General features: G+C 71.9%; 22 protein-coding genes. 7 read left to right on the forward strand and 15 right to left on the reverse strand.

From position 1 onward, the window contains the following. Nucleotides 1-82 precede the first annotated feature (82 nt). The 7 genes from ACVMLK_RS13460 to ACVMLK_RS13490 all read right to left on the reverse strand — a co-directional run bounded on the left by ACVMLK_RS13460 (nt 83) and on the right by ACVMLK_RS13490 (nt 6800). Nucleotides 83-412 carry a hypothetical protein gene (locus ACVMLK_RS13460; protein WP_457486665.1) on the reverse strand — a complete coding sequence of 110 codons (330 nt, stop codon included), beginning with the start codon at nt 410-412 and terminating at the stop codon, nt 83-85. A 77-nt stretch (nt 413-489) separates the two neighbouring features. Then, complete coding sequence (locus ACVMLK_RS13465; protein WP_457486666.1) at nt 490-1467, reverse strand: Bug family tripartite tricarboxylate transporter substrate binding protein; 978 nt, start codon at nt 1465-1467, stop codon at nt 490-492. Between the two features lie 101 nt (nt 1468-1568). Continuing rightward, the gene (locus tag ACVMLK_RS13470; protein WP_198367701.1) at nt 1569-2303 is read right to left on the reverse strand and encodes an ABC transporter ATP-binding protein; all 735 of its coding nucleotides are present in this window, start codon (nt 2301-2303) and stop codon (nt 1569-1571) included. Beyond that, complete coding sequence (locus tag ACVMLK_RS13475; RefSeq protein WP_457486667.1) at nt 2300-3193, reverse strand: ABC transporter ATP-binding protein; 894 nt, start codon at nt 3191-3193, stop codon at nt 2300-2302. Before ACVMLK_RS13475 ends, ACVMLK_RS13470 begins: the two co-directional genes overlap by 4 nt. 8 nt (nt 3194-3201) lie before the next feature. Further along, the gene (nikC, locus tag ACVMLK_RS13480) at nt 3202-4119 is read right to left on the reverse strand and encodes a nickel transporter permease (RefSeq protein WP_457486668.1); all 918 of its coding nucleotides are present in this window, start codon (nt 4117-4119) and stop codon (nt 3202-3204) included. 3 nt (nt 4120-4122) lie between these two features. After that, the gene (locus tag ACVMLK_RS13485) at nt 4123-5208 is read right to left on the reverse strand and encodes an ABC transporter permease (RefSeq protein WP_198367698.1); all 1086 of its coding nucleotides are present in this window, start codon (nt 5206-5208) and stop codon (nt 4123-4125) included. Next, entirely contained in the window at nt 5205-6800 is a 1596-nt protein-coding gene (locus tag ACVMLK_RS13490) for an ABC transporter substrate-binding protein (protein WP_457486669.1), read from the reverse strand. Before ACVMLK_RS13490 ends, ACVMLK_RS13485 begins: the two co-directional genes overlap by 4 nt. Before the next feature lie 224 nt (nt 6801-7024). Here ACVMLK_RS13490 and ACVMLK_RS13495 point away from each other — a divergent pair, with 224 nt between their 5' ends. The 5 genes from ACVMLK_RS13495 to ACVMLK_RS13515 all read left to right on the forward strand — a co-directional run bounded on the left by ACVMLK_RS13495 (nt 7025) and on the right by ACVMLK_RS13515 (nt 11916). Then, nucleotides 7025-8245, forward strand: a complete 1221-nt coding sequence (locus ACVMLK_RS13495; protein WP_457486670.1) for a hypothetical protein — start codon at nt 7025-7027, stop codon at nt 8243-8245. A gap of 114 nt (nt 8246-8359) precedes the next feature. Next, nucleotides 8360-9841 carry a hypothetical protein gene (locus tag ACVMLK_RS13500; protein ID WP_457486671.1) on the forward strand — a complete coding sequence of 494 codons (1482 nt, stop codon included), beginning with the start codon at nt 8360-8362 and terminating at the stop codon, nt 9839-9841. A gap of 81 nt (nt 9842-9922) precedes the next feature. Then, complete coding sequence (locus tag ACVMLK_RS13505; protein ID WP_457486672.1) at nt 9923-10621, forward strand: phosphoribosyltransferase; 699 nt, start codon at nt 9923-9925, stop codon at nt 10619-10621. 9 nt (nt 10622-10630) lie between these two features. Further along, nucleotides 10631-11002, forward strand: a complete 372-nt coding sequence (locus tag ACVMLK_RS13510; RefSeq protein ID WP_198367693.1) for a DUF423 domain-containing protein — start codon at nt 10631-10633, stop codon at nt 11000-11002. Beyond that, complete coding sequence (locus ACVMLK_RS13515; RefSeq protein ID WP_457486673.1) at nt 10999-11916, forward strand: SAM-dependent methyltransferase; 918 nt, start codon at nt 10999-11001, stop codon at nt 11914-11916. The genes ACVMLK_RS13510 and ACVMLK_RS13515 overlap by 4 nt, the downstream gene beginning before the upstream one ends. A gap of 22 nt (nt 11917-11938) precedes the next feature. Here ACVMLK_RS13515 and ACVMLK_RS13520 read toward each other — a convergent pair whose 3' ends face one another. Further along, nucleotides 11939-12283 (reverse strand): hypothetical protein, encoded by a 345-nt coding sequence (locus tag ACVMLK_RS13520; RefSeq protein ID WP_457486674.1) that lies wholly within the window; start codon nt 12281-12283, stop codon nt 11939-11941. Nucleotides 12284-12341: 58 nt separating this feature from the next. Here ACVMLK_RS13520 and ACVMLK_RS13525 point away from each other — a divergent pair, with 58 nt between their 5' ends. After that, nucleotides 12342-13724, forward strand: coding sequence for an SPFH domain-containing protein (locus tag ACVMLK_RS13525; protein WP_457486675.1), 1383 nt, complete (start codon nt 12342-12344; stop codon nt 13722-13724). 22 nt (nt 13725-13746) lie between these two features. Here the strand turns inward: ACVMLK_RS13525 and ACVMLK_RS13530 are convergent, their stop codons facing one another. Both ACVMLK_RS13530 and ACVMLK_RS13535 read right to left on the reverse strand, forming a co-directional pair. Next, a complete protein-coding gene (locus ACVMLK_RS13530; RefSeq protein ID WP_422922171.1) occupies nt 13747-13989 on the reverse strand; it encodes a DUF2171 domain-containing protein in 243 nt (80 codons plus the stop codon). 72 nt (nt 13990-14061) lie between these two features. After that, the gene (locus ACVMLK_RS13535) at nt 14062-15045 is read right to left on the reverse strand and encodes a Bug family tripartite tricarboxylate transporter substrate binding protein (protein ID WP_198367687.1); all 984 of its coding nucleotides are present in this window, start codon (nt 15043-15045) and stop codon (nt 14062-14064) included. A 184-nt stretch (nt 15046-15229) separates the two neighbouring features. Between ACVMLK_RS13535 and ACVMLK_RS13540 the strand changes: the two genes are divergently transcribed. Further along, entirely contained in the window at nt 15230-16369 is a 1140-nt protein-coding gene (locus ACVMLK_RS13540) for a PA0069 family radical SAM protein (RefSeq protein WP_198367686.1), read from the forward strand. 3 nt (nt 16370-16372) lie between these two features. Here ACVMLK_RS13540 and moaB read toward each other — a convergent pair whose 3' ends face one another. The 5 genes from moaB to ACVMLK_RS13565 form a co-directional block, all read right to left on the reverse strand. Next, nucleotides 16373-16906 (reverse strand): molybdenum cofactor biosynthesis protein B, encoded by a 534-nt coding sequence (gene moaB / locus ACVMLK_RS13545; RefSeq protein WP_198367685.1) that lies wholly within the window; start codon nt 16904-16906, stop codon nt 16373-16375. 23 nt (nt 16907-16929) lie between these two features. Then, nucleotides 16930-18645 (reverse strand): diguanylate cyclase, encoded by a 1716-nt coding sequence (locus ACVMLK_RS13550; protein ID WP_457486676.1) that lies wholly within the window; start codon nt 18643-18645, stop codon nt 16930-16932. Further along, entirely contained in the window at nt 18638-19030 is a 393-nt protein-coding gene (locus tag ACVMLK_RS13555; RefSeq protein WP_198367683.1) for a response regulator, read from the reverse strand. Before ACVMLK_RS13555 ends, ACVMLK_RS13550 begins: the two co-directional genes overlap by 8 nt. Then, the gene (locus ACVMLK_RS13560; protein ID WP_457486677.1) at nt 19027-21651 is read right to left on the reverse strand and encodes an ATP-binding response regulator; all 2625 of its coding nucleotides are present in this window, start codon (nt 21649-21651) and stop codon (nt 19027-19029) included. Before ACVMLK_RS13560 ends, ACVMLK_RS13555 begins: the two co-directional genes overlap by 4 nt. Before the next feature lie 213 nt (nt 21652-21864). Beyond that, nucleotides 21865-22733: lytic transglycosylase domain-containing protein (locus ACVMLK_RS13565; RefSeq protein ID WP_457486678.1), on the reverse strand; the 869-nt coding region annotated here is incomplete at its 5' end.

Genomic DNA, 22733 nt, shown 5'->3' on the forward strand with positions numbered 1-22733 from the left:
CACCATACACACAAAGCCCGCAGACAATAGTCGCGGGCCATTCCACCATGGGGGGCTTGGAAAGCCGGGTAACGCGCCCGGCTCAGCCCGTCTCCAGGCGGCGACGCGCCCGCCGCAGCAGCCAGCCCTGGAATCCCGGCGCCTTGTCGATCGCGGCCTGAAGCCGGCGCAACTCCCCTTCCGCTTTCGACTTGGCCATGGCTGCCTCGACAGCTTGGCCACGGGCGATCTGGCGCTCCTCTTCCAGGCTGGCCAAGCGCCTGGCGACCACGGAGCCGCCTCCGTCCGCCAATTCCCGCAGCAGGGCGCGCGCCTCCTGGAGCTCCTGCCGCAGCCGCGCGACTTCCCCCGCCGCCTCCGCGGGACGGCGGGTCTGGCTCTTCGGAATGCTCTTGGCGCGGCCTCTGCGCATGAATCCTCGCGATGATATCTCGGCTTCGAAGCGGCATACATGCCTGCCCCGACTCCGGGCCGCAACCGCCTCCGGCCCTATTCGATGCGGATGCCGGCCCGCTGGGCCAGCGCCGCGTAGCGTTCCGCCTCCCGCCGCACCAGTTCGGCCGCGTCCTGCACCGAGCCGCCACCGGGAATGAAGCCCGCTTCCTCCAGCCTGGCACGGTTGGCCGGGTCGCGCAGGGCCGCCTGCATCGCTTCCGACCAACGCTTCACCACGGCATCCGGCAATCCGGCCGGGCCGAGCAGCATGTACCAGACATTGATCTCGAAGCCGGGAAAGCCGCTCTCCGCCACCGTCGGCACATCCGGCAGGGCGGCGACGCGCTGCGGCAAGGTGACCGCCAGGGCGCGCGTGCTGCCCGCGCGCAGATGCGGCAGGTGCGTCGGCATGGTGTCGATGGCCAGATCCAGCGTGCCGGCCAGCAGGTCGTTCACCACGGGCCCCGTGCCGCGATAAGGCACATGGGTCATGCGGATATCCGCCGCCTGGCAGAGCATTTCCGCCGCCAGATGCTGCTGCGTGCCGATGCCGGACGAGGCGTAGTTGAGCTGGCCGGGATGCGCGCGGGCGTACTCGATCAGGCCCTGGAGGTCGCGATAGGGAGCCTTGGCCGGAACCACCGCCACCAGCGGCACCGTGCCAGCCAGCGTGATGGGGGTGAAGTCGCGCATCTGGTCATAGGGCGGCTGCCGCATCAGGGGCCCGACCACCGCCTGGGTGCTGACCGTGCCCATCAGAAGCGTATAGCCATCAGGGCGGGAGCGCGCCACCGCCGCGGCCGCCACGGTGCCGCTGGCCCCGGGGCGGTTCTCGACCGTGACCGGCTGCCCGAAACTGGCCTGCAGGGAAGGGGCCAGCAGCCTGGCAATGATGTCCGTGCCGCCGCCAGGGGCAAATCCCACCAGCACGACCATGGCGCGGCTGGGATAATCGGCCTGGGCGAGGGCCGGCCGGGCCCCCAGCAACGGGGCCGAGGCCATCAGCCCCAGCGTCTCACGACGTGATACCATCGACGCTCCTCCGGGCGGGCGTTCCATACCCCGCTCTCCTGTCGACAGTTCACATCAGTGCGGAGCGCCCGGCAAGCCATCCGCGCGCCCTGGCGGCCACCTCAGGCCGCCAGCTCGTGCGACAGGGCGATCAGCTCGCGCGTATGCGGGTGCCGGGCCTCCCCGGCGCGGAGTTGCGCCGCGCTCAGCTCCTCGACGATCCGCCCCCCCTGCATCACCGCCAGGCGGCCGCAGAGATGCGCCACCACCGCCAGGTTGTGCGAGACGAGGATGCAGGTGAGCTGCCGCGCCTGCCGCAGGTCGGCCAGCAGGTTCAGCACCTCCGCCTGCACCGAGACGTCCAGCGCGCTGGTCGGCTCATCGAGCAGCAGCACGGCGGGATCGGCGATCAGGGCGCGGGCGATGGCGACGCGCTGCCGCTGCCCGCCGGACAGCTGGTGCGGGAAACGGAAGCGGGCGGTGCGCGGCAGCGCCACTTCGGAGAGCGCCCGGGCGATGCGCGCCTCGGCATCGGGGATGCCATGGATCGCCAGCGGCTCGGCCAGGATGCGGTCCACCGTCTGGCGCGGATGCAGCGAGCCATAGGGATCCTGGAAGACCATCTGGACCGTCTTGAAGAAGGCGCGGTCGCGCCGGGCGCCCAAGGCCTTGCCGCCGAGCGTCATCTCCCCCTGCCAGTCCGCGTTGAGCCCGGCGATGGTGCGCAGCACGGTGGACTTGCCCGAGCCGCTCTCGCCCACCAGCCCGTAGGTCTCGCCCGCGCCGATCCCGAAGGAGATGTCGCGCACCACGTGGCTGCTGCCGAAATGCACGTCGAGATGCCGGATGGAGATCATGCGCGCGGCTCCAGCCAGGCGGGGTCGCGGTCCAGCGTCGGCAGGCGGGCGCGCGGGTGGTCGAGGCTCGGCATACAGTCCAGCAGGCCGCGGGTATAGGGATGCTCAGCCCGGTGCAGATCGCGCGCGGGCAGCTCCTCCATCACCTGTCCGGCATACATCACCGCCACCCGGTCGCAGAAGCGCGCGACCAGCGGCAGATCGTGGCTGATCAGCATCAGCCCCATGCCGCGGGCCGAGACCAGATCCTCGATCAGCCGCAGGATCTCCGCCTGCACGCTGGCATCGAGGGCGCTGGTCGGCTCGTCGGCGATCAGCATGTCCGGCTCCGGCGCCAGCATCATGGCGATCATCACGCGCTGCCCCATGCCACCCGAGATCTCGTGCGGATAGGCGTCCAGCACGCGCCCCGGCTCGCGGATGCGCACCTGCTCCAGCAGCGACAGCGCCACGTCCCGGGCCTCGCGCCGGCTGCCCTTCCTGTGGGCGAGCCAGGCCTCGGCGATCTGTCGGCCGACCGTCATCACCGGGTTCAGGCTGTATTTCGGGTCCTGCAGGATCAGGCCGATGCGGCCGCCGCGCAGGCTGCGCATCTGCCGCTCCGAGGCGGCCAGCACATCGGTGCCGTCGAAGCGCAGCGCCTCGGCCGTCACGCGGGCCGAGCCGGGCAGCAGCCGCATCAGCGCCCGCCCCGTCACCGACTTGCCCGAGCCGCTCTCGCCGACGATGCCGAGCTTCTCCCGCCCGAGGCTGAGGGAGATGCCGCGCACCGCCCGGGTGAAGCCGGAGGGATGGGGAAAGTCCACGCGCAGGTCGCGGATCTCGACCAGGGGACGGTGGGGGGGCCGGTGGGGGGGCCGGTGGGGGGCCCTGTCGGGGGGGGCTGCCATGGCGCCGCTCACCGCTGCTTCGGGTCCAGCACGTCGCGCAGCCCGTCGCCCAGCAGGTTGAAGGCGAGGGAGGCGATGAAGATGGCGAGCCCCGGGATCACCGGAACCCACCACTGCTCCAGGATGAAGCGCCGCGCCGTGGCGATCATGGTGCCCCATTCCGGGATCGGCGGCTGGGCGCCGAGGCCCAGGAAGCCGAGGCCGGCCGCCGTCAGGATGATCGAGGACATGTCGAGCGTCACGCGCACGGTGAGCGAGGGCAGGCACATCGGCGCGACATGCCGCCAGATGACGCGCCAGGGCGAGGCGCCGGTCATCCGCACCGCGGCGATGTAGTCGGTGTTGCGGATGGTCAGCGTCTCGGCCCGCGCCAGCCGGGCATAGGGCGGCCAGGCGGTGAGCGCGATGGCGATGACGGCGCTCTCCACGCCGGGCTTCATGGCGGCGACGAAGGCCAGGGCCAGGATCAGCCGCGGGAAGGCCAGGAAGACATCGGTGACGCGCATCAGCACCTTGTCGAGCAGGCCCCCCGCATAGCCGGCGACGCAGCCGATGACGAGGCCCAGCGGCGCCACCAGCACCACCACGGCGACGACCATGCCGAGCGTGACGCGCCCGCCATGCAGCAGGCGCGACCAGACGTCGCGGCCCAGCTCGTCGGTGCCGAGCCAATGCGCCGCCGAGGGCGGCTGCAGGCGGTTGGCCAGCGCCTGCGCGCCGGGATCCTGCGGCGCCAGCAGCGGCGCGGCGAGGGAGAGCAGCAGCATGGCCAGCGCGATGACCAGCCCGGCGACGGCGAGGCCGTTGCGCCGGAAGGCCAGCCAGAGCTGGTAGCGCCGGCCCCATTTCGCCTGCGCGCGCGAGGCCGGCGCATCGGAGAGCAGCCAGGCGCGCCAGGAGACGGGGGCGGAGGATGACGCGGACATGGGCTACCTCACCCTCGGATCGAGCAGGCGGTAGAGCAGATCGGCCAGCAGGTTGAGGGCGACATAGATCAGCCCGACCACCAGCGTGGCGCCCAGCACCGCGTTCATGTCGGCGTTCAGCAGCGAGACGGTGAGGTACTGGCCGAGGCCCGGCCAGGCGAAGATCGTCTCGGTCAGCACCGCGCCCTCCAGCAGCCCGGCATAGGTCATGGCCAGCACCGTCACCAGCGGCACGGCGATGTTGCGGAAGGCATGGAGCCAGACGATGCGCGCCCCCGACAGCCCCTTGGCGCGGGCGGTGATGACGTATTCGCTCTTCAGCTCGGCCAGCATGAAGGCCCGCGTCATGCGCGCGATATAGGCCAGGCTGAACAGCGCCAGCACCCCGGCCGGCTGCGCCAGATGCGCCAGCGCATCCTGGAAGGCGCCCCAGTCGCCGGCGAGCGCGGCGTCCAGGGTGAGGATGCCGCTGCGCTCCTCCACCATGCCCTCGTAGAAGATGCTCTGCCGCCCGGGGCCGGGCGCCCAGCCGAGCCGCGCGTAGAACAGCAGCAGCGAGAGCAGGCCGAGCACGAAGACCGGCAGGGAATGGCCGGCGAGGCAGAACAGCCGCACGCCCTGGTCGATCCAGCTTCCCTGCCGCGTCGCCGCCAGCACGCCGAGCGGAACGCCGATCAGCACCGCGAGAACGATCGCCACCGTGGCCAGCTCGAAGGTGGCGGGAAAGAAGCGGGCGATGTCCTGCGTCACCGGATTGGCCGTCATCACCGAGCGGCCGAGGTCGCCGCTCACGATCTGCCCGAGGTAGCGCCAGAACTGGATGTGGAGCGGCTGGTCGAGGCCGAGCTCCAGCCGGGCGCGCTCCACCACATCCGCCGGCGCGCGGTCGCCGACGATGGCGAGCACCGGGTCGATCGGCACCACGCGACCGATCAGGAAGGTGACGAGGGCGAGGCCGAGAAGGGTGATCGGCACGCTGGCCAGCGTGCCGGACAGCGCCGCCAGCCGCCGCCGCGCCGCGGAGGGGCGCCTCCGCGCCGGGGCGCCGCCGGACGGCACCGCCGCCCGGCCGGAGTCGGATGGCGTCATGCCTTGGTGATGTTCGTGTAGGAATGGCGGTCGTTCATCGGGCCCATGTCGAAGCCGGTCACGCCGGCGCGGGCGACGGCCACCTCGATCTCCTGCAGCATGATGACGAAGGGCGACTGCTGCTGGTGGTCCTTCTGCAGCGCCACGTACATCTCCGAGCGCCGGGCGGCATCCGTCTCCTTCAGCGCCGCCTCGGCCCTGGCGGTCAGTTCGGGGATGTCCCAGCTGGCGCGCCAGGCCAGGGTCTTGTTGCGGGCCTCCGGGCCGTTGTCCGGGTTCATGCTGAAGGCCTCCGCGTTGCTGTGCGGATCGAAGTAGTCCGAGCCCCAGCGCACCATGGCGATGTCGTGCTGCCGGGCGCGGGTCTTGGTGATGACCGCGCGCTGCTCGCCCGGCAGCATCCGCAGCCGGATGCCGATCTCGGCCAGATTGGCCTGGATCGCCTGGGCGATGTCGGATTGCGGCGCGGCGGAGCCGTAGTCGAAGGAGACCTCGAAGCCGTCGGCGAGGCCGGCCTTGGCCAGCAGCGCCTTCGCCTCGGCGGTCTTCCTGCTGAAGGGATGCTCCGTCACGGCGCCGGGCAGGCCCTCCGGCAGGAAGGCCTGGTGCACCGCGAAGGTGGTGGGCACGATGTTCTTCTGGATGGCGTCGTAGTCGAGCGCCAGCTTGATCGCCTGCCGCACCTCGGGCCTGGAGAGCTGCGGGTGCTTCTGGTTCAGGCTGAGATACAGCAGGCTGGCCTTGCGGGCGGATTGCACCGTGTACTTGCCGTCGCCCTGCAACTGCTGGATCTGGTCGGCCACCAGGTTGCGGGCGATGTCGATGTCGCCGCGCTGCAGGCCGAGAAGCTGCGCCGAGGGATCGGGGAGGTGGCGGATGATGACGCGCCTGATCTTCGGCGCGACATTGCTGTGCGGGTTGGCGTCCAGGAGGACGCTCTCGCTCGCCTTCCACTGGCGGATGGCGTAGCTGCCCGAGCCGGCGGAATTCTGCTTCAGCCAGCCATTGCCCCAGTCGTCGCCCTGCGCCCTGGCCATCACCGCCGCCTTCTCCACCACCGAGCCGACGGCGGCGGAGAGGCAGTAGAGCAGGAAGCTCGGCGCCGTCGGCGCGGCCGTGCGCAGGACCACGGTGCGGGCATCGGTGGCGCGGATGCGCTCGGCCACGTTCTCCCGGGTGAAGCCGAACTGGTTGATGATGAAGGCCGGCGACTTGTTCATCGCCACGACGCGGGTGAGGGAGAAGGCGACATCCTCGGCCGTCACCGGCTGGCCGGAGGCGAATTTCGGCCCCTGCCGCAAGGTGAAGGTGAAGACCGTGTTGTCCTCCGAGACCTCCCACCTCTCGGCCAGCTCGCCGACGATGCTGGAAGGGTTGGAATTCGGGGTGGTCACCAGCTTCTGGTAGACATTTCCGGCCAGTTCGGAGGCGGTGTACTCGAAGGCCTCGTGCGGATCGAGGCTGATGATGTCGTCGATCAGCTTGGCGAAGACCAGCACGCCGGGAGGGGTCTGGGCCGCCGCCCGGAAGGCGACGAGGGGCAGCGCCGTGGCGGCCGCGGTGGTGAGCAGCAAGGAACGTCGTGTCGGCATGGCGAAGTCTCCCAAGGCTTCCGGCATAACGCGGAGGCTAGACCATGCCATGGCTGCCCGGGAGAGGGGCATCATAAACTAAATGGTTCATTAACCAAGTACACTTTGTTCTATATGCGTGAGATTGCGCTGGCATCCGCGGCTGTTTTTCCGGTAGATCACGGATCTGTGAGTTCAGCGGCGCCAGCCTCCACTCTGGCGCCATGCCATCCGGGGTTCGCAGAATGCGGTGCCGATTCTCCTTCCTGCCTATCCTGGCCGCCCTGGCCTGCCTGACAGCCGCGCCGCCGGCCCTGGCCGAGCTCTACAGCGTGAACGTCACGGTCGATGGCGTCCCCGCCAGCCGCAGCTACACGGACGTGCAGGAACTCCAGTCCGTGCTGACGACGCGCGGCATCGCCAGCCTTTCTCCCCATTACACCAACGCCTCGGCGGTGCAGGGCAGCCTGTCGATCCGCGGGCTGGACGCGACGCTGTCCATGGCGCGCAACTCCCCGGAGATCCGGCTGATCGTGCCGCGGGCCGGCATCGACCGGACCTTCAGCGGCGCCACGCGGGAGGAGTCGCAGCGCCAGCTTCGCGCCTTCCTTGGCGGCAGCGGCGATGACGAGGCGATGTACGAGGTCGCCGACGCCCTGGTGGCGCGGACGCTGAAGGACCCCATCGCGGGCAATCCCGGTTCTCTGCTGGGCCAGTCCATCGCCGCGAGCCACGCGGCCGGCATCCAGCCGCCGGGCGATCTCGGCACCCTCGCGCCGCGCGCCGCAGGCTGGCATTTCGGTTCCGGCTTCGAATTCCAGTCGCAGCGCGTCGGCGGCACCGCGCGGGCCTATGGCCTGCCGCTGGCCGCCTCCTACACCTTCGGCGCGGACGGGCCCGAGGCCTATCTGAGCCTGCCGCTCGCTCTCAACGAGCTGGAGGGCGCCCGCGCCTATATGGGCTCCGCCGCGCTCGGCCTGCGAATTCCGCTGATCCGCGGGGAGGCGGTGCGCTGGGCCCTCTCCCCTGCCTATCGCTACGGCGCCGCCGGCTCCTACGACTCCGGCAATGTCGCGGCGGCGCATGGCCCCTCGCTGACCAGCGACCTGCGCCTGGCGCTGCCCGCCGGCCTCACCCTCGGCATCGGCAACACCTACGCCTATGCCGCGACCCGCCCGCTGGAGGTGGGCAAGGCGCGGATCGACTACCGCCTCGACAACAGCTTCTACCGCAACGGCGTCTGGCTGGCGCGCGGCCTCGGCACGCTGGCGGGGCGCCCGGTGACGGTCTCGGCGGGCGTGACCGACACGCGGGTGGCCGGCAGCCGCTTCGCCGTGCCGAGCTGGCAGGAGTACCGGCTGAGCCTGAGCCTCGGGCGGGAGGCGCCGGTGAGCGCGACCCTCGCCTACACGGACGGCCGCGCCGGCTACAGCGCGTGGCATCTCGGCCTCGCCATCGCCTTCTGAAAACCCGGCCCCGGGACACGAAAGAATCCAGGCCAACGGGTCCGGAACAAACCTCCCGTCAACCATTCCGCTTCATCCTCGCAACCGCAGAGAACTTCAACGGAGGGCCAAAAAATGGCTCAGTTCATCACCGGGGCTTCCGGCTTCGACGCCAATGGCAGCCTGATCTTCAACGCCCTCGGCGCGAGCTTCACGATCGTCTCCGCCTCGGCGAGCACGATCCGCATCGGCATCAGCTCGGCCGCCGTGCCGAACGGCATGCTGGAGATCCAGGGCTCGAACCTGAACCTGATCTCCTTCGGCGGCACCGTCGAGCGCTTCATCGAGTGGCATGGCGGCGAGGCCTATCTGGACATCAGCGGCCTCGGCCTGACCTTCCGCGAGGTGCTGAGCAGCAACGGCCTGCGCGCCCTGGCGAACAGCCTGACCACGGGGGACGACCACCTGTACGGCGCCGCCGCCGCCGATCGCCTGAATGGCGGCCTCGGCGATGACGTGCTCTTCGGGGCCGCCGGGAACGACACGCTGTCGGGCGATGCCGGCAGCGACTTCATCGATGGCGGCGCGGGCTTCGATGTCGCCACCTTCGCCGGCAGCGCGGGCCAGAGCGTCGTCACCTATCGCGGTCCCGTCGTCACCGTGACCAACACCGCGACGCATTCCGTCGATCACCTGATCAATGTCGAGCAGCTGCGCTTCAGCGACAGCGTCATCGATCTCTCCCACCTGCCCGGCTTCGATCCCCTGGCCTACCTCGCCAGCAACCCGGACCTGATCGCCCCGCTGGGCGGCAGCGTCGAGGCGGCGGCGCTGCATTTCGCCGAGAACGGCGCGGCGGAGGGGCGCGCGGCGGCGAGCTTCGATGCGCTGCGCTACCTCGCTTCCAACCCCGACCTCGCCGTCTTCGGCGATGATGCCACGGCGGCGATGCGGCACTACGTCCAGTTCGGCGCGCAGGAAGGCCGCCCGCTCGATGGCTTCAAGGCCATGGAGTATCTCGCCTCCTATGGCGACCTGATCGGGGCGATGGGCGCCGACACCACCACGGCGACGCGGCACTACCTCCTCTTCGGACGGAACGAGGGCCGCGCCGCCGATGCCTTCGACAACGCCGCCTATCTGGCCGCCAACACCGACGTGCTGGCCGCCCTCGGCCCCGACATGGACGCCGCCGCCGCGCACTATGTCCACTTCGGCCATGCCGAGGGGCGCGCCACCAGCTTCGATACGCTGAACTACCTGGCGGTCAACACCGACGTCATCGATGTCCTCGGCACCGATCCGCGTGTTGCCACGCTGCATTACATGCAGAGCGGGTTTGGCGAGGGGCGGAGCACTGGCGGCTTCGATGTGGTGGACTACATGGCCGCCAACACCGACCTGATCGACGTCCTCGGCCCCGACCTCCAGGCCGGCCTGCGCCACTGGGTGCAGAACGGCCATGCCGAGGGACGGCTGACCGAGGGCTTCAACGCCGCCAACTACCTGGCCAAGTACACCGACCTCCAGGACGCCTTCGGCACCGACCTGGAGGCCGCGACGCTCCACTTCGTCACCATGGGGCATGCCGAGCACCGCGACGACATCATCGTCTGACCGGCGGGGGCATCCCCGCGGCGCGGCCGGGGCCGGAACAAGGCCCTGGCCGAAACCGCCGCGCCGTGCCATCCGGCCGGCATGGAGTACTGGCAGGACTTCGTCGCGGCGCCTCCCGCCACGGCGGCGCACGACACCGACTATCCGGCGCCCCTGCCGGATGGCCGCTTCCTGATCCTGCCGCTGCGGGATTACGGCGAGGTGGCGGTCGCCGGCTTCATCGCCAACCAGGCCGCCTTCTCCGTGCTGCATCCGGTCTGCGGCTGGATGGCGGAGGCGGCCGCCCCGCTCCGGGCCGAGGTCGTGGTGGGGCTGCCCACCCTCGGCCATGTCCTCGGCGGCCCCGTGGCGGAACGGCTCGGCCACCCGAACTGGGTGGCGCCCGGCTATTCCCGCAAGCGGTGGTACGACCCCGAGCTGTCCGTCCCGACATCCTCCTCCACCGCGCCCGAGGCGCGCCGGATGTGGCTGGACCCGCGCCTGCTGCCGCGCCTGACGGGCCGGCGCGTCCTGCTGGTGGACGATGTCATCAGCACCGGCAGCTCGGCCCTGGCCGGCCTGGCGCTGCTGCGCCGGGCGGGGGTCGAGCCCGTGGGCCTCTGCGTCGCCATGGCGCAGGGCGACCGCTGGCGGGCGGACTGGCCGGCGGGGCTTCCGGTCGCCGCCGCCTTCGCGACGCCCCTGTTCCGGCGCCGGCCGGAGGGCTGGGTACCGGATGCGGCGACGCGGCCGGCGGGTCTGTTGTCGCCCTCGCTGGCCGCCGGGCCGAACGCAGGCTAGATCCACGCCATGTCTCGCATCTGGCTGTTCCTTGGCGCCCTCTCCGGCCTCGTCGCCGTCGGCCTGTCCGCCTGGGCCGCGCATGGCCTGGCGCCCCGGCTCGACGCCGCGCGGGCCGGCATGGTGCAGAGCGCCCTGACCATGCAGGGCTGGCATGCCCTGGCCCTGCTGGCCACGGGGCTGCTGGCCGAGCGGCGCGAGGGGCGCCTGCCGCATTGGGCCGGCGGCTGCTTCCTGCTCGGCATGCTGGGCTTCTGCGGCGCCATCTGGTGGCTGGTACTGCGTGGCGCCTCGCTGGGCATCGCGCCGCTCGGCGGCACCCTCCTGATGCTGGGCTGGCTGCTGCTCGCCCTGTCGGCGCTGCGGGCCCCGCGGGGATGAGCGGCATCCGGGCTGCCTATCTCGCCGCCGAGGGCTTCGAGCCGGAACTGGAGGAGGAGCTGCGGCGGGCGGATGTCGCCATCGCCGCCTGGCACGGCCGCCTGGCGCTGACCGCGGCGGCGCCGGTGGCCTCCGCCTGGGCGCTGGATGTCTGGACCGATCCGCGCGAGATCCCCGCCCCCTCGATCAAGGCGGCGGCCGGGGCGTTGCGCGCCATCCAGCGCAACTGGTCGCTGGAGCCGGTGCTGCACCACCGCCGCGCCACGCTGATCCAGCAGGCGCTGCCGCCGGTCAAGGCGCGGCCGCTGCGCTTCCCCGAGCCGGCGCCGGCCGGGCATCTCGGCGCCTGGACCCTGCTCGCGCCCGACCGGCTGCTGGCCAGCCCGACCAAGACCAGCCCCTTCGTGAACGGCGCCGTGCGCTTCGAGGAGGATCGCGAGGGTCCGCCCTCCCGTGCCTATCTCAAGCTCTGGGAGGCGCTGACGCGGATCGGCCGCTGGCCCGGCCCGGGCGAGACCAGCCTCGACCTCGGCGCCGCGCCGGGCGGCTGGAGCTGGGCGCTGGCGCAACTCGGCGGGGCGGTGACGGCGGTGGACAAGGCGGCGATGGACCCGGCCGTGGCGGCGCTGCCCAATGTCACCATCCGCACCGAGAGCGCCTTCGGCCTGGAGCCGGAGAAGCACCCGCCGGTGGACTGGCTGTTCAGTGACATCATCTGCTACCCGGCGCGGCTGCTGGCGCTGGTGCGGCGCTGGATGGAGGCGGGGCGGGCGCGGAACTTCGTCTGCACCCTCAAGTTCCAGGGCGAGACCGACCACGACACGGCGGCGGAATTCGCCGCCATCCCCGGCGCGCAGCTTTTCCATGGCGCGCACAACAAGCACGAGCTGATGTTCTGCCGTCTGGCCGGCTAAGCGGGTTCAGCCGGGCGCGGGTTCAGCCGGGCGGCACGCCGCTCCGCCGGTAGGCGTCGAGGCAGTCGTTGCGCACCCGCGCGCCGATCACCGCCGCCCGCATGCTGAGCGCGCCGAGCCAGGGCTGGGCGGCCTCGGCGGCCTTTCCCTGCCGGATGCAGGCCAGTTCAGCCGCCCGGTCGCGGGCCGCCTGTCCGGGGCTGAGGGACGCGGCGGGGGCGGGCCGGCCACCCGGATAGAAGCGGGGCTCGTCGTCATAGGGGCCGGGCGGCGCCGGAGCGCCGCAGGCCGCCAGCAGGATCAGGAGCGCCATCCTTCGCATGCCGCCATCCTCCTCCGCCGCGATGCGGGCGGGAGGCCGGCCCATGCTATGCTGCGGGCCGGCCGCCCCGGCCCCGGCGACGGCCCCGGAGGGAGAACGCTTCTTGGACACGCCCGTTCCCGGCGGCCTGATCGTCGCCGTCATCCTGCTCGGCCTCGCCATTCTCACAGCCTTCAAGGGCATCCGCACCGTCAGCCAGGGCGAGGCCTGGACGGTGGAGCGCTTCGGCGCCTTCATCCGCGTGCTGCAACCCGGCCTGAACTTCATCATCCCCTTCATCGACGGCATCGGCCACCGGATGAATGTGCAGGAGACGGTGCTCGATATCCCCGAGCAGGCGGTGATCACGCGGGACAACGCCAATGTCTCGGTCGATGGCGTGGTCTACTACCGCGTCATGGACCCCGAGAAGGCGGCCTATCAGGTGCAGAACCTGACCCAGGCGCTGACCGCCCTCTCCATGACCAATATCCGCGCCATCATCGGCGAGATGGATCTCGATGCCGCGCTCTCCTCGCGCGACAAGATCAACACCTATCTGCTCTCCGTGCTGGACGGCGCCACCGACCCCTGGGGCGCCAAGGTGACGCGCGTCGAGATCCGCAAGATCGAGCCGCCGGCCAATCTGGTGGCGGCGATGAACACCCAGATGACGGCCGAGCGCGAGCGCCGCGCCATGGTGGCCCGGGCCCAGGGCGAGCGCGCGGCGGCGATCGCCCGCGCCGAGGGCGACAAGGCGGCGCAGGTGCTGGAGGCGGAGGGCCGGCTGGAGGCGGCGCGGCGCGATGCCGAGGCGCGCGAGCGGCTGGCCCAGGCCGAGGCGGAGGCCACGCGCGTGGTCGCCGCGGCGGCGCGGGGCGGCGGCGAAGCGGCGTTGAACTACTTCATTGCCGAGCGCTACATCCGCGCCTTCGGGGAGCTTGCCGCCAGCCGCTCGGCCAAGCTGGTGGTGGTGCCGATGGAGGCCGCGGCGATCGCGGGCGGCATCACCGGCGCGATGGAGATGTTCCGCAACGGCGCCGCCGCCGCCTTCCCCGCAGGGCTCCGTGCCCCAGGCCGGAGGGCGGGGCTGATGCCCTCCTGGCAGGTCTGGACCGGCCTCGGCCTGCTGGCGATGGCGGCCGAGTTGCTGCTGCCCGGCGCCTTCCTGATCTGGATCGGGGCGGCGGCGGTGGGCACCGGCCTGCTGGTGCTGCTGGCGGCGCCCGGCCCCGTCGGGTCCCTGCTGGCCTATGTCCTGCTGCTCGCCCTCGGCATCGGCCTCTCGCTGCGCTTCCTGCGCCCCCGCCGGGCGCGGCCGGACCGGGCGCTGAACACGCCGGCGGCCGGCCTGGTCGGGCGCCAGGGCGTGATGCTCACGCCGGAGCGCGTTCGCGTCGGGGATTCCGATTGGCCGGCGCAGGGCACCGGCCTCGCGGCCGGGCAGCCCGTGGCCGTGGTGGGCGTGGAGGGGATGACGCTGCTGGTGCGGCGCCACCCCGGCTGAGGCGTGTCAGGCCTCTTCCCCGTCAGGCCTCTTCCTCGAAGGTCACCGCCACATCGCCATTGGCGGAGAGCCGGACCTGGTTGCCCTCGACCTCCGCCACCAGGCCGAGGGAGATGAAGTGGTGGTGGCCCTTGTGCGAGCCCTCGCCACTGTCCTGCTTGGTGAGCTTGATGCGCTCGCCCTCGACACGGTCCACCGTGCCGACATGGACGCCATCGGCGCCGATGACCTCCATGTGTTCCCTGATCGCGCTGGCATCCGTCATGGCGGGATCTCCCTTGTGCCTGATCCGGTCAGGAGAACGCGGCGCCGCCGCCGGGGATGCAGCCGATCCGCCTCAGCTCTCGGCGTAGAGGTTGAGCCGCTCCGTCACCTGCTTCCAGTCCTCCAGATAGGCCGCCATGTAGGCCCGGAACTCCTGCGGCCCGAGATAGTCCGGCACCACGTCGATCTCGATCAGCCGGCGCTGCAGATCGGGGTCCTGCGCTGCCTTGCGGAAGGAGGCGGCGAGCTTGTCCAGGATCGGCTGGGGCACGGCCGCCGGCGCCAGCAGGCCGTTGAAGGAGGCGGAGCCGAATTCCTTCGGGTAGCCCAGCTCCAGCATGGTGGGCACCTGGGGCAGGGAGGGGATGCGCCGCTCGCCGCTGCAGGCCAGGGCCTTCATGCGTCCCGCCTTGAGGTGACCGCCGACCACGCTCGGGCTGTGGAAGCCGAAGGCGATCTGCCCGTTCAGGATGTCCATCGCCATGGGCGCCTCGCCCCGGTAGGAGACATGCTCCATGCCGAGGCCGGCGGTCTGGTTGAACATCAGCCCGAAGGCGTGGCCGATCGAACCCTGGGCGTAGGAGCCGTAGCCCATCCGCTTGCCCTTCGCCCAGGCGACGAATTCCTCCAGCGTGTTGGCCGGGGTTTCCGACCGCGTCACCAGCGCCAGCGAGGTGGTGCCCAGCCGCCCGATCGGCATGAAATCCTTGATCGGGTCATAGCTCCAGCGGCGCAGCACCACGGGGGCCTGGACATGGGTGGTGATCGTGTACAGCAGGTTGTAGCCATCCGCCGGGGCGCGGGCCGCCGCCTCGGTGCCGATCATGCCGGAGGCGCCGCCGCGGTTCTCCACCACGAAGGGCTGCCCCAGATCCGCCGCCATCGCCGTGGTGGCAATGCGGCCCCAGATGTCGGTGCCGCCGCCGGCGGCATAGGGGACGATGACGCGCACGGGCCGCGAGGGATACTCCGCCGCCGATTCGGCTCTGGCCGTGGTCCAGCCGCTGGAGGCGGCGGCGGCGCCCGCCAGGCCGAAGAGAGTGGTCCTGCGCTTCATCGTCTGCTCCCCTTGCTGTTCCGCCGCCGCATTCCGGCGGCGCCCTTTCCGAGGCCGCCATCCAACACCGGATTGCCCCGGGATGGCAGGGGCCATGGCGGCCCGGGGGTTCCGTTCATGAAGTGTTCTTGACGGCGACGGCGAATCGGCCACAGAGTCCGGCCGAACGGAAAGGGAACTGACGATGCCGGAGGGCAGCATCCGCGCCACCGCCTCTCCCTTGCTGGAAGGCGCGCGCAAGGGCCGCGGGGCGACGCGGAACCCGGCGGTGCGCTTCGAGCGCCTGGCCACCGAGGCGTTCGACGACGGCTGGCAGACGCTGGAGGAGAGCTTCGCCGACCTGCCCCCGCTGGCCACCACCCTGACGCGGGACGCGGCCCGCAGCGCCATCGCCTGGAACAATTCGCCCGACATCGGCTTCGACCGCGCGGTGAACCCCTATCGCGGCTGCGAGCACGGCTGCATCTACTGCTACGCCCGGCCGAGCCATGCCTATCTCGGCCTCTCGCCCGGCCTGGATTTCGAGACGCGGCTGCTGTTCAAGCCGGAGGTGGCGGCGCTGCTGGAGAAGGAGCTGCGCCGGCCCGGCTATGTGCCGCGCCCGCTGGCGCTGGGCTCCAACACCGATCCCTACCAGCCGGTGGAGCGCCAGCTGAAGCTGACCCGCGGCGTGCTGGAGGTGCTGGAGCGCTTCGGCCATCCCGTCACCATCGTCACCAAGTCGGCCGGCGTGCTGCGCGACCTCGACATCCTGGAGCGGCTGGCGGCGCGCAACCTGGTGCGCGTCTGCCTCTCCGTCACCACGCTCGATCCTGCCCTGGCGCGCATCCTGGAGCCGCGCGCGGCGGCGCCGGGGCGGCGGCTGGAGGCGATCCGGCAACTGACCGCCGCCGGCGTGCCCACCGCCGTCCTCGCCGCGCCGATGATCCCGGCGGTGAACGACATGGAGCTGGAGCGCATCCTCGAGCGGTCGGCCGCCTCCGGTGCCACGCGCGCCGCCTATACGCTGCTGCGCCTGCCGCTGGAGATCGCCGGGCTGTTCGAGGACTGGCTGCGCGAGCACATGCCGGACCGGGCCGAGCGGGTGCTGGCCCTGGTGCGGCAGACGCGGGGCGGCCGGGTCTATGACAGCGACTTCGCCCAGCGCATGTCGGGGTCCGGACCCTATGCCGAGATGCTGGCCAACCGGTTTCGCGTCGCGTCGCGCCGCCTGGGCCTCACGGCCCGGGGCGAGGCGCGCGGCGCGCTGGATTGCGGCCAGTTCAGCCCGCCGCCGGGTCCCGGCGGCACGCCGGCCGAGGCGCGGCAGCTGGCCCTGTTCTGAGCCTCAGCGCAGATGCTCCTGCAGCCGCGGCATCAGCTCGACCAGGTTGCAGGGCCGGTGCCGGGCATCGAGCTGGAAGCGCAGGATGTCGTCCCAGCCGTCCTTCACCGCGCCGGAGGAGCCGGGCAGGGCGAAGAGATAGGTGCCGCCGGCGACGCCGCCGATGGCGCGGGACTGCATCGTCGAGGTGCCGATCTTCTGGTAGCTCAACATGCGGAACAGCTCGCCGAAGCCCTCGATCCGCTTCTCCAGCACCCGCTCGAAGGCCTCCGGCGTCACGTCGCGGCCGGTGATGCCGGTGCCGCCGGTGGTGATGCCGACATCGACCTCCGGATCGGCGATCCAGCCGCGCAGTACGGCCTCGATCGCCGGCGTGTCGTCGCGGACGATCCGCCGCGAATGCAGGCGATGTCCCGCCGCCTCGATGCGCCCGGCCAGCAGGGCGCCGGAGCGGTCCTCCGCCATGTCGCGCGTGTCCGAGACGGTGAGGACCGCGATGGAGACGGGCAGGAAGCGTAGCGATTCGTCGATCGGCATGGCGGTGCCCTTTCGGCTGCGGGTCAGTCGCCGGCCAGCATCACCCGGTTGCGGCCGGCACGCTTGGCCGCGTAGAGCGCGGCATCGGCCGCCGATATCATCGCCTCGGGCTGCGCGCCACCATCGGCGCCGGCGATGCCCGCGCTGAAGCTCGCGGTGAAGCAGCCCCCGGCGGCCTCGAAGGGTGCCTCGGCGAAGCGGGCGCGGATGCCGTCGATCGCCGCCAGGGCCGCTTCCGGGCGCGTGTTCGGCAGCAGCACGGCGAACTCCTCGCCCCCGTAGCGGCCGATCACGTCCGTGCGCCGCAGCCGCTTCTGCAGGGCGCGCGAGAGGGCGCGGATCACCCGGTCTCCCACCAGGTGGCCGAAGCGGTCGTTGACGCTCTTGAAGTGGTCGAGGTCGAGGATGGCGAGGCTGAGGGGGCTGCCGTGCCGCTCGGCGCGCGCCAGTTCCAGCGCCACGCGCTCCTTGAAGCGGGCATGGTTGAGCAGGCCGGTCAGGCTGTCGGTCTCCATCACCGCGCGCAGCGCCCGCGCGCGCTCGGCCCGCATCCGCACCTGCGAGACCAGGCGGTCGAGGTCCACCGGCTTGGGGATGAAGTCGTCGCCGCCGAGGCGCCGGGCCAGCATCTGCCGCTGCTGGTCCTGCTCGGCGGAGAGGAAGAGGATCGGCAGGGAGAGGTGCCGCCGGGTCTGGCGGATCACGCGCGCCAGCTCGATGCCGTCGGTCTCCGGCATCTGCATGTCCATCAGGATCAGGTCCGGGCCGGTGGCGGCGATCGCCTCGATCACCTGCGAGGGGTCGGCCACAGTGGCGACCTGCATGCCGGCGCGGCGCAGGGCGAGGGCATAGGTCTCGGCCAGCAGGCGGTCATCGTCGACGATCAGGATCGAGAAGCCCGGATCGGAGCGGTGGCCGGCGAAGTGGTCGAGCCAGTCGGCCAGCTCGTTGACCTCGAGCGGCTTGGCCACCACGGCATCGACGCCCGCGCGGGCGGCGGCGAGGCGGGCCGGGAAGCCGATGTCGCCGGTCAGCAGCACCACCGGGCAATGCCCGGCCAGGGTCTGGCAGACCTCCAGCGGGGCCTCGAGCTCGTCATCCACCACGGCGGCGCAATGGCGCCGGCCGGGGGGGCGCTGCAGCGCCGAGGGCTCCCCCCCGACCCGCTCGATGCTGTAGCCCAGGCTGGTGATGACGGCGGAGAGCAGCGCCTGGTTGCGCGGCGTGGCGAAGAGGAAGATCGGCTCCGCCGTCTCGACGGGATGATGCGCGCCGCCCTCCGCCGCCTCCGTCATCTCGCCCTGCGGCCCCGCCTCCCAGGCGGCGCGGAGGGCGGCGATGAGCTGTTCCGCCTGGAGCAGATGGCCGGGCCGCGGGGCGGGGTCGTCGCGCAGGCCGAGCAGGATCAGCTCCAGCGGCGCGGCGGCGGCGGAGATGGCGGGGAAGCCGAAGGTTCCCCCCGAGCCGGACAGGCGATGCGCCGCGCCGGCCAGTTCGCCGAGGGCCTCCAGCAGGGTCTCCCCCGGGGCCTCCCCCAGGGCCTCCCCCGGGGCCCCCATGGACGCCTGCCCCGCCAGGAGGGGGGGGCGGACATCTTGCTCCCAGGCCCGGGCCAGTTCCTGCACCCGCTCGCCCAGGCGCTGCACGGCATCGGCGCGCAGCCGGCGCAGCGCGTCGCGCAACTCGGCCTCGCCCGCCGGCATCTCGGAGGCCGGCATCCCGCCGGCGCGCTCAGCCATGCCGCCCCTCCCAGATCCGCCGCACCTGATCCGACAGCGTCATGGGATCGAAGGGCTTGGAGATGACGTCGAGCCCGCCGAGGTCGCGGTAGCGTCGCACCTCCTGCGGCTGCACCTTGGCGGTCATAAAGATCGCCGGCGCATCTGCCAGGCCCGGCAGCTCCCGCAGGCGCTGCAGGGTGGTCGGGCCGTCCATGCCCGGCATCATCACGTCGAGCAGCAGCAGCTGCGGCGCGAAGGCCGCGGCGCGGTCCAGAGCCTCCTGACCGGAGGCACAGGGCTCGATGGTGAAGCGGCCGAGCGCCTTCAGCGCCAGGCCGGTCACCTTCCGCACGTCCGGATCGTCCTCGACGTAGAGGATCCGCTGCAGCGCCGCCCCGCTCATGGCCGCCTGTCCGTTCGGTCATCGCCCGCCAGGGCGTGGGAAGAATCGCCCGCCAGGGCGTGGGAAGAATCGCCCGCCAGGGCGTGGGAGGAATCGCCCGCCGGCGCGTGGGAGGAATCGTCCGGCGCCGGGGCGGGGGAGGGGCGTTCGATCAGGTGTCGGATGGTGTCGTGCAACTCGCGGTTCCCGGTACGGCTCTTGACCAGCGTGGCGGTGACGCTGCGGCTGGCCTCGGCATCGGCGTCGCTGGCGGAGAAGATCAGCACCGGCGGCGGGTGGCGCAAGGCGCGGAGGTCCTGCATCAGCGCGAGGCCGGGACCATCCGGCAGTTCGAGGTCGATGATCACCAGGGCGAAGCCGCCCTCCCCGGCCAGCCTCGCGCGCGCCTCGGCCAGGCTGCGCGCCGGCACCATCTCGGCCGCGTCGCCCATGACGGCGGAGACGACGCGGCGGATGTCCTGGTCGTCCTCGACATGCAGGATGCGGGAGCTGCCGGCCTGCATGGCGTGCCGCAGGGCGTGGCGCAGCCGGTCCTGGTCGATCGGCTTCTCCAGCCAGTCCACCACGCCCATGGCATCGCCGTGCAGCGTGTCCTGCGCCGGGCCGCCCGCCCGATCGACCGCCTGGGAGGCGACGGCGGACACCACCACGACCGGCAGGGCCCGCCCGTCCTCGCGGGCGCGCAGGCGCCGCAGCAGGGAGAAGCCATCCTCGTCTGGCAGCATGAGGTCGAGGGTCAGGGCGTCGAAGCGGTCCGCGTCCAGCGCCGCAAAGGTCTCGGCGGCGCTGTGCGCGATCCGGCTGTCCCAGCCATGGCGGTCCAGCAGCATCTGCAACAGGCGGGCGACGTCGGCGTCGTCCTCGACGATCAGCACGCGGCGGCGCTCGCCCGGCCCGTGGGCGGGGGGTGGCGCCTGTTCCGGGGCGGCGAGGCGCGGGAGGGTGAAGTGGAAGCGGGTGCCGCCCCCCTCGGCATCCTCGAAGCCGATGCTGCCGGCGTGGTGCTCGACGATGGAGCGGCTGATCGACAGGCCGAGACCGGTGCCGCCCTTGCGCCGCACGTCGCTCGAATCCGCCTGGGCGAAGCGCTGGAAGATGCGCGGGCGGAATTCCCTCGGCACGCCCTTGCCGTGGTCGCGCACGCGGAAGGTGACGTTGCCGGCATCGACCAGCAGCGAGGCCTCGACCCTGCTGCCCTCCGGCGAGAACTTGGCGGCGTTGGAAAGCAGGTTGGCCAGCACCTGCTGGATGCGCTGGGCATCGGCGAAGACCATCGCGTCGGCGCCGCCGTCATCGGTTTCCTCGAGGCGGACGCGGAACTGCTCGGCATAGGCGCGGTTGGCTTCCACCGCTTGGTGCAGCAGCGCCCGGGCGGAGACGCGCTCGCGGCGGAACTCCAGGCGCCCGGCCTCGATCTTCTCGATATCCAGGATGTCGTTCACCAGCATCACGAGGCGCTCGGAGTTGCTGTGCGCGATCTCCAGCAGCTCGCGCATCTCCTCCGGCAGGTCGCCGGCCACGCCGCCCAGCACCAGGCCGAGGGAGGCGCGGATCGAGGTCAGCGGCGTGCGCAGCTCGTGGCTGACGGTGGAGACGAACTCGCTCTTCATCTCGTCCAGCCGGTGCCGCTCGGTGACGTCGCGCAGGACGCAGACGGCCCGGTCCTCGCCGCCCTCCTCGTAGTGGCCGACCGAGAGCTCGGCCGGGAAGCCGGTGCCGTCGGCGCGGTGGGCGCGCACCTCGCCCGAGCGGGCGCCATAGGCCGGCACCAGGCTGCGCATGGGGCTGCCGATGATCTCGGGCAGGCTGAGCTGGAAGGCGCGCGCGGCGGCGGCATTGGCGATCTGCACCCGGCCGTCGCGGTCCACCAGCAGGATCGGGTCCAGCGCGTGGTCGAGCACCGAGAGCAGCCGGCGGCGGCTCTCGGCCAGGGCGGCATTGACCTCGTCGCTGATGCGCTTGGCCTGGGCCAGGGCGTTGTAGCGGCCCGCGCTGCTCTGCAGGAACCGGAACAGCCCCCAGAGCGCCGCGGCGGCCAGGAGCAGCACGGTGCCGAGCAGCGCCAGGAAGAGTTGCCGGACCGCCTGCACCCTGGCCAGGTAGGCCGTGTTGTAGCCGGCCAGGAGATCGCGCTGCCGGTCGATCAGGGCCTCGGCCTGCCGCAGCAGCAGATGCCGCTCGGCGGCGCTCTCGCGCACCAGCATGGGCAGATCCAGCCCCTGGCTGCCCTGGAGACGCAGGGTGGCCCCGAGCCGCCGCCCCAGGCTCAGGGCCGAGGCGGACAGCCCCTTCGCCGCCGCATGGAAGACGTTGTCCTCGGGCAGCATCAGCAGGAGGCGGTCCACGCCGGCCTCGATCTCCTGACGTGCCCGCGCGAGGGAGGCCGCATGCTCGCCGGGCACGCCGAACAGGGCCTGGTTGCGCGAGGAGATCGCGTCATGGAAGGAGGTCCGGAGCTGTAGCAGCGCCTCGATCACCTGATGACTGTGATCGAGCGACTCGCGCTGGCCCTGGGCGTCGCGCAGCACCTCGCGGATGGTGGCGCCACCGGTCAGGAAGAGGGCCAGGAACAGCACGCCGGCGAGGGCGGCGAAGCCGATCTGGCGGGAAGAGGTGGCCATGGGACCGGGAAACCTGGCGTGCTGGACACGAAGGGCGAGGCCTTCGGGCCGCGGAATGCGACCAGGCGCAGTTGGCACAACCCTTGTCGCTCTTGCAACCAACAAGCGATATTCTGAAACTGATAATCAATTCATGAAAAGATTTATAAGGCGTTAACCACCCTCGGTGGTGCTTCCGGGCGCGTCTTGCCGCCCGCCCCGCCAAGGCTGGCCTCAGCGCGCCGCCATCCGGCCGGCACGCTGAAGCGGCGGCTGCTCGGCCAGTTCCAGCGGCGTGGCGTTGAAGCGGGGGAAGCGCCCGGCGGCCATGGCGTCCAGGCTGGGGGCGGGCAGGCCGAGGCGGCTGGCATAGATCCAGGAATAGGCCAGCACGCGCTGGACATAGACCCGCGTCTCGGCCACCGGGATCGATTCGATGAACAGGAAGGGGTCGTTCTGGTGCCGGACGGCGGGGGCCCAGCGGCCGACATTGCCAGGCCCGTTGTTGTAGGCGGCGAGCATGCGGATCAGGTCGCCATCCACCACCTCGCGCGCGCCGAGGTGGTGCAGGTAGCGCTGCGCCAGCTCCATGGAGAAGGCCGGGTCGTCCAGGCGCCGGAGCCCGCCGACGCTGCGCAGGTTCGGATCGCCCAGGATGTAGCCGGCGGTGGCGGGCATGATCTGCATCAGCCCGCGCGCTCCGGCCGGCGAGACGGCGCGCGTCTCGAAGCGGGATTCCTGCAGCGCGATGCCGTAGAGCAGGGCGGGGTCCACCCGGAAGCCGCCGAGCGGCTCCAGCCGGGGCAGGGGGAAGCGGTCGTAGTCGCGCGGGCGGCCGTCGGCGGTCTGCACCAGGGCCGCCACCTGGGCGGCGAGATCGGTCAGCCCCGCCTGGCTGGCCACCGCCAGCATGGCGCGCGACAGGGCCGGGTTGCCCCGGGCGATCGGCCAGAGGCGGCGGAGTTCCTGCTCCGCCCGGGCCCGCTGGTCGATCTGGAGCAGCGCCAGGGCGCGCCAGCCCGGCGCCGTCTCGGCCAGGGCGGCCCCTTCGGCGGCGCCGGCCGGCTCGCGCTCCCAGGCGAAGCCGGGCGCCAGGCCGAGGG

This window comes from Teichococcus aerofrigidensis, assembly GCF_054073225.1.

Bases quoted from the DNA above. Each gene is read 5' to 3' on its own strand.
- ACVMLK_RS13460 (WP_457486665.1), bottom strand. From the start codon at position 412: ATGCGCAGAGGCCGCGCCAAGAGCATTCCGAAGAGCCAGACCCGCCGT.
- ACVMLK_RS13465 (WP_457486666.1), bottom strand. From the start codon at position 1,467: ATGGTATCACGTCGTGAGACGCTGGGGCTGATGGCCTCGGCCCCGTTG.
- ACVMLK_RS13470 (WP_198367701.1), bottom strand. From the start codon at position 2,303: ATGATCTCCATCCGGCATCTCGACGTGCATTTCGGCAGCAGCCACGTG.
- ACVMLK_RS13475 (WP_457486667.1), bottom strand. From the start codon at position 3,193: ATGGCAGCCCCCCCCGACAGGGCCCCCCACCGGCCCCCCCACCGGCCC.
- nikC (WP_457486668.1), bottom strand. From the start codon at position 4,119: ATGTCCGCGTCATCCTCCGCCCCCGTCTCCTGGCGCGCCTGGCTGCTC.
- ACVMLK_RS13485 (WP_198367698.1), bottom strand. From the start codon at position 5,208: ATGACGCCATCCGACTCCGGCCGGGCGGCGGTGCCGTCCGGCGGCGCC.
- ACVMLK_RS13490 (WP_457486669.1), bottom strand. From the start codon at position 6,800: ATGCCGACACGACGTTCCTTGCTGCTCACCACCGCGGCCGCCACGGCG.
- ACVMLK_RS13495 (WP_457486670.1), top strand. From the start codon at position 7,025: ATGCGGTGCCGATTCTCCTTCCTGCCTATCCTGGCCGCCCTGGCCTGC.
- ACVMLK_RS13500 (WP_457486671.1), top strand. From the start codon at position 8,360: ATGGCTCAGTTCATCACCGGGGCTTCCGGCTTCGACGCCAATGGCAGC.
- ACVMLK_RS13505 (WP_457486672.1), top strand. From the start codon at position 9,923: ATGGAGTACTGGCAGGACTTCGTCGCGGCGCCTCCCGCCACGGCGGCG.
- ACVMLK_RS13510 (WP_198367693.1), top strand. From the start codon at position 10,631: ATGTCTCGCATCTGGCTGTTCCTTGGCGCCCTCTCCGGCCTCGTCGCC.
- ACVMLK_RS13515 (WP_457486673.1), top strand. From the start codon at position 10,999: ATGAGCGGCATCCGGGCTGCCTATCTCGCCGCCGAGGGCTTCGAGCCG.
- ACVMLK_RS13520 (WP_457486674.1), bottom strand. From the start codon at position 12,283: ATGGGCCGGCCTCCCGCCCGCATCGCGGCGGAGGAGGATGGCGGCATG.
- ACVMLK_RS13530 (WP_422922171.1), bottom strand. From the start codon at position 13,989: ATGACGGATGCCAGCGCGATCAGGGAACACATGGAGGTCATCGGCGCC.
- ACVMLK_RS13535 (WP_198367687.1), bottom strand. From the start codon at position 15,045: ATGAAGCGCAGGACCACTCTCTTCGGCCTGGCGGGCGCCGCCGCCGCC.
- ACVMLK_RS13540 (WP_198367686.1), top strand. From the start codon at position 15,230: ATGCCGGAGGGCAGCATCCGCGCCACCGCCTCTCCCTTGCTGGAAGGC.
- moaB (WP_198367685.1), bottom strand. From the start codon at position 16,906: ATGCCGATCGACGAATCGCTACGCTTCCTGCCCGTCTCCATCGCGGTC.
- ACVMLK_RS13550 (WP_457486676.1), bottom strand. From the start codon at position 18,645: ATGGCTGAGCGCGCCGGCGGGATGCCGGCCTCCGAGATGCCGGCGGGC.
- ACVMLK_RS13555 (WP_198367683.1), bottom strand. From the start codon at position 19,030: ATGAGCGGGGCGGCGCTGCAGCGGATCCTCTACGTCGAGGACGATCCG.
- ACVMLK_RS13560 (WP_457486677.1), bottom strand. From the start codon at position 21,651: ATGGCCACCTCTTCCCGCCAGATCGGCTTCGCCGCCCTCGCCGGCGTG.